We start from the raw sequence: 4,935 nt of genomic DNA on the forward strand, positions 1-4,935 counted from the left end.
GTCGTGGGCCGGGACGCGGCCGGGCGTCAGGCGGTGGTGGCGCGGGCCTCGGCGATGAGGCGTCCCGCGACCTCCGCCGGGGTGGGCAGCGCGCGTGCCTCGGCCCGCAGGCGGCCCGCCGCGGCCCGGTGGGCGGGGTCGTCGAGCAGGGCGCGCACATCCGCGGCGAGCAGGGCGCCGGGGGCCGCCGTGTCCGGCATTCCGGCGACCTCGTTGAGCGGGCGGTGCCGGGCGGCCCCCGCGGCGGCGAGACGGGCGCCGGTGAGCATCTGTTCGGGGCGGGGGGAGAGGATGAGCTGCGGCACCCCGGCCTCGGTGGCCGTCATGGTGGTGCCGCCGCCGCCTTGGTGGACCACGGCGTCGCACCCGGGGAGCAGCAGGCGCAGCGGCACTCCGCTGACCGTGTGCACGCCGTCGGGCTGTGCGCCCAGCCGCTCGCGCTGGGCCTCGGTGACGGCGAGCAGCACCTCGGCGCCGCCCGATGTCAGTTCGTGGGCGGCGGCCAGCAGCGGGGGCGGCAGCGCGGGCCCGCCGGGCTTCAGCCGGTCGGCGGTGACCCCCCAGGTCAGACAGACGCGGGGCTTCCCGGACGGCGGCAGCAGGCTCTCCGGCGCACCGCCGGGGCCGTTGTAGGGGACGAACCGGGTCGGTACGCGGGTCACCGGCGAGGGCAGGGTGAGGCTCGGCGGGCAGGGGTCGACCCACAGTCCTGGCTCGGCGGGTTCGAGTCCGTACCGCTCGAACAGCGCGCGGTAGCCGTCCAAGTGGGGGCCGTCCAGGCCCGCCCGGTTGAGGCGCATGACCGCCGGGCTGCCCCACAGGTGGGCGACGGCGGGAACGCCGAGGTCGGCGGCGGCGAGCGTACCGGCGTAGGTGCCCGCGTCCTGCACGACCAGGTCGGGCCGCCAGGCGCGGGCGAAGCCGAGCAGATCGTCGGCCATCGCACCGGCGATCCGCAGCTGCTTCTCGCCGAGGGCCCGCAGGATGCCCTGCTGGGCCTCGCTCAGCTCGTCGGCGCGGGCGGCCCAGTCGTCGGGCCAGCGGCCCTGGGTGTGCCAGGCGGCGAGGCCCCCGGAGGTGGCGTGCCCGGCGATGTCGGGGTCGGGGCCGACCGGCACGGGGGTCAGCCCGGCGTCCGCCACGGCCCGCACGCACCCGGGCGGCACGGCGACCCTGACCTGGTGCCCGGCGGCCTGGAAGGCCCAGGCCAGCGGCACCATCGGATAGAGGTGGGAGGGGGCGGCCCAGGTGGTGAACAGGACGCGGGCACCGGCCGGTTCGGCCGTCGCGCCTGTCGTCCCCGGCGTCGCGGGGGTCGGCTCGGTCATGGGATCGGTTCCTTCGTACGGGGCGCGGGTCAGGCGGTGCAACGGCTGCCGGACCCGGTCCGGCAGCCGCCCGGAGCGCGGGTCCGGGGAGCCGGCCGTGGGGAGCGGAGCCGGTGCGGTGGCTGCCGGGCGCGGGCCCGGCGCGGCGGTCGCCGGATGCCGACTCGGTGCGGCGGCCGGGGAGTGGGGGGCGGTCAGCGGCCGCCGGAGACGGTCAAGGTTTCGCCCGTGATGTTTCCGTTGGCCGCGGAGCCCAGGAACAGGACGGCGGCGGCCACCTCCTCGGGCGTGGACAGACGGCCCGTCGGCGTCGCGCGCACCTCGCGGTCGCGGACCGGCTCCGGCAGGCCCTCCAGGACGCGGGGGGTCGCGGTCAGGCCCGGGGCGACCATGTTGACCAGGACGTTGTCGCGGCCCACGTCCCACATCAGGGAGCGGGCTAGCCCGTGCAGACCGGCCTTCGCGGTGCCGTAGAACTCCTGGCCCCGGTTGCCGCCGAGGGCGTTGTGCGAGGAGATCAGGACGACCCGGCCCCAGCCGCGGGCCCGCATGCCGGGGACCGCGCGCTGCACGGTCCGTACCGCGGGCACCAGGTTGTCGCCGAGGAAGGGCACCCAGTCCGTCTCGGGTACGTCCTCGAAGCGGGTGTCCGGCGCCCGCCGCACCCCCCAGCGGATGGCGCCGGCCACCAGGACGTCGAGGCCGCCCCAGCGCTCCTCGACCTGTGCCACCGCGCGGCCGGGCGACTCCGGGTCGGTCAGGTCGTACGCCACCGCGTACGCCCGGCCCGCCTCCGCGCCCAGCTCGTCGGCGAGCCGGCGGGCCCGCTCGGCCCCGCTGTGGTGGGCGACGGCCACCTTCGCCCCGGCGGCTGCGTAGGCGCGGGCCACCGCCTGGCCGATGCCGCCGGTGGCACCGGTCACCAGGACGGTACGGCCCGCCAGGCCGTAACCCTCGTACGCGGCAGGGGAATTCGTCATCCGCGGGCCTCCACGAACTCGCGTACGGAAGCGATCATGTAGTCGAGCATCTCGTCCGTCAGGCCGGGGTAGACGCCCACCCAGAAGGTCTGCTCGGTGACGATGTCGCTGTTGGCCAGGGAGCCCACCACGCGGTGCGGCTGGTCGATGTAGGCGGGGTGGCGGGTGAGGTTCCCGGCGAACAGGCGGCGCGTGCCGATACGCCGGTCCTCCAGGAAGGCCACCAACTCCGCGCGGGTGAAAGGCGCTTCGGGGTCCACGGTCAGCACGAAGCCGAACCAGCTCGGGTCCGAGCGCGGCGTGGCCCGCGGCAGCAGCAGCCACGGCACGTCCGCCAAACCCTCGCTCAGCCGCCGCCAGTTGCGGCGCCGCGCCTCGACGAACTCGTCCAGCTTCTCCAGCTGGGTCAGGCCGAGCGCGGCCTGGAGGTCGGTCGTCTTCAGGTTGTAACCGACGTGCGAGAAGATGTACTTGTGGTCGTAGCCCGCGGGCAGCGTGCCCATCTGGTAGTCGAACCGCTTCAGGCACTTGTTGCTCTCGCCCGGCTCGCACCAGCAGTCCCGGCCCCAGTCGCGCAGCGACTCCACGATGCGGGCGAGCGCCAGGTTCGCGGTGAGCACGCAGCCGCCCTCGCCCATGGTGAGGTGGTGGGCCGGGTAGAAGCTGACGGTCGTCAGGTCGCCGAAGGTGCCGGTGAGCTGTCCGTCGTACGTCGAGCCCACCGCGTCGCAGTTGTCCTCGATGAGGAACAGGTCGTGGTCCTCGGCCAGTTGGGCGATCTCGGCGACCTCGAAGGGGTTGCCGAGCGCGTGCGCGATCATGATGGCGCGGGTCCTGGGGCCGATCGCCGCCGCCACCCTGTCGGCCGTCGCGTTGTACGTGCCGAGGTCGACGTCGACGAAGACCGGGACGAGACCGTTCTGCAGGATCGGGTTGACCGTCGTCGGGAAGCCCGCCGCGACGGTGATCACCTCGTCGCCGGGGCGCAGCCGCCGGTCCTCCAGCTGCGGCGAGGTCAGCGCGGTCATCGCCAGGAGGTTCGCCGACGAACCGGAGTTCGTCAGATGCGCCTTGCGCCGCCCCATCCTGCGGGCGAACCGCGACTCGAACCGGCGCGAGCTGGAGCCCGCCGCGATGCGCATGTCCAGGGCGGCCTCCACCAGGGCCACCCGGTCGGCCTCGTCGAGCACCGCCCCGGACGGCCAGATCTCCGTGACGCCCGGGACGAAGCCGCGGCCGTCCTCCCGCTCCAGGTGGTACTTGCGTACCTCGTCCAGTATCAGCGCCTTGTGGTCGCTCATCTCTCCCCCTCGTGCCTCTCGGCTCTCTCCGTCACGTCCGCCGCCTCTCGGCCCGCCGTGTCCTGGCTCTTTCGCCGGTTCGCCGCGCCGTGCCCGACACTGCCCTCACGCACTCGAACCGCCCTGGACAGCCGGTCGTACGCCGCCCCGCGCGGCCAGCCGCTCCAGGTGTGGCAGCACGTCGGCGGGGGAGGGGGTGCGGGCCATCTCCTCGCCGAGGCGCCGCGCGCCCGCGCCGAACTCCGGCTCGTCGAGCAGGCGGCGCACGGCGTCGGCGATCCGTCCCGCGCCGTCCTGGCCTTCGGCGCCAGAGCCTTCGGTGCCGGGGGCTTCGGTGTCCGGCAGGTGGAGTCCGGCGCCCGTCGCGGCGATCCGCTCGCCGTGCTCGGCCGTCCACGGCGTCTGCGGCAGGACCAGCTGGGGCAGCCCGGCGGCGATCGCGGTCAGGCCGGTGCCGGTGCCGCCGTGGTGGACCACGGCGTCGCAGGTGTCCAGGAAGAGGCTGATCGGCGCGGGGTCCACGAGGCGTACGGACGGCGGCACCACGAGCCCTTCGCGGTACTGGCGCTCCACGGTCGCGACCGTCTCCACCCCCTCCAGGGAGCCGAGCGCCGCCAGGATGCCGGTGAGCACGTGGGGGCCCTCAAGGGCGAGCGTGCGCAGCCCGAGCGAGAGACAGACGCGGCGCTCCGCGCGCCGGTCGGCGGCCCAGGCGGGCACCGTGCCCGCGCCGTTGCTCGGCACGAACCGCAGCGGCAGGCCGGGCGCCGCGTCCGGGTCCTGGAGGCCCGGCGGGCACGGGTCGAGCACCAGCGTGGGTGCGGGCAGGCCGTCGGCGAGCCCGTACCGGGCGCAGATTTCCGCGAGGGCGTCGCGGACCCGCCCGAAGCTGCGCGTACTGAAGGAGTCGACGCCCCAGCGGTGGTGCACGACGGGAATGTCCAGGACGCCGCCGACGAGCAGGGAGGCGTGTTCGAGGGGGTCGGCGACGATGAGGTCAGGGCGCCAGGAGCGGGCGAGTTCGAGGGCGGGCCCGGTCACCGACTCCAGCCGCCCGCGCCAGCGCTCGGCGAGCGAGTCCCAGGGCGGTTCCTGACGTGAGCCGCCCGCGCCGCCCGCGTCCGGCCGCCCCGCCGCCCGCACCGCGAGCCGCTTGCGCACCTCCTGCTCCTCGGTGCCGAGGACGGCCATGGAGAGCCCGCCCGCCGTGGCGACACCCTCCAGATCCGGCTGCCCGCCGAGCAGCACCTGATGCCCGGCCCCGCGCAGCGCCCAGACGAGGGGCAGCAGGGGGGTGAGGTGACTGGGGACGGGCGTGGCAAGCAC

The 4,935-nt window shown here is 75.5% G+C and carries 4 protein-coding genes; all 4 read right to left on the bottom strand.

Features of this window, described 5'->3' with window-relative positions; all coding sequences use genetic code 11:
• Window positions 1–26: 26 nt before the first annotated feature.
• Window positions 27–1,328 carry a nucleotide disphospho-sugar-binding domain-containing protein gene (locus GKQ77_RS27565; RefSeq protein WP_219691641.1) on the bottom strand — a complete coding sequence of 434 codons (1,302 nt, stop codon included), beginning with the start codon at window positions 1,326–1,328 and terminating at the stop codon, window positions 27–29.
• Window positions 1,329–1,522: 194 nt separating this feature from the next.
• On the bottom strand, window positions 1,523–2,308 hold the full coding sequence (locus tag GKQ77_RS27570) for an SDR family NAD(P)-dependent oxidoreductase (protein ID WP_219691642.1): 786 nt from the start codon (window positions 2,306–2,308) through the stop codon (window positions 1,523–1,525).
• Window positions 2,305–3,609, bottom strand: coding sequence for a lipopolysaccharide biosynthesis protein RfbH (gene rfbH / locus GKQ77_RS27575; RefSeq protein WP_219691643.1), 1,305 nt, complete (start codon window positions 3,607–3,609; stop codon window positions 2,305–2,307). The genes GKQ77_RS27570 and rfbH overlap by 4 nt, the downstream gene beginning before the upstream one ends.
• 105 nt (window positions 3,610–3,714) lie before the next feature.
• Window positions 3,715–4,935: nucleotide disphospho-sugar-binding domain-containing protein (locus GKQ77_RS27580; RefSeq protein WP_258022061.1), on the bottom strand; the 1,221-nt coding region annotated here is incomplete at its 5' end.

Origin of the sequence: Streptomyces anatolicus, assembly GCF_019400875.1 — a bacterium.
Classification (GTDB): Bacteria; Actinomycetota; Actinomycetes; order Streptomycetales; family Streptomycetaceae; genus Streptomyces; species Streptomyces anatolicus.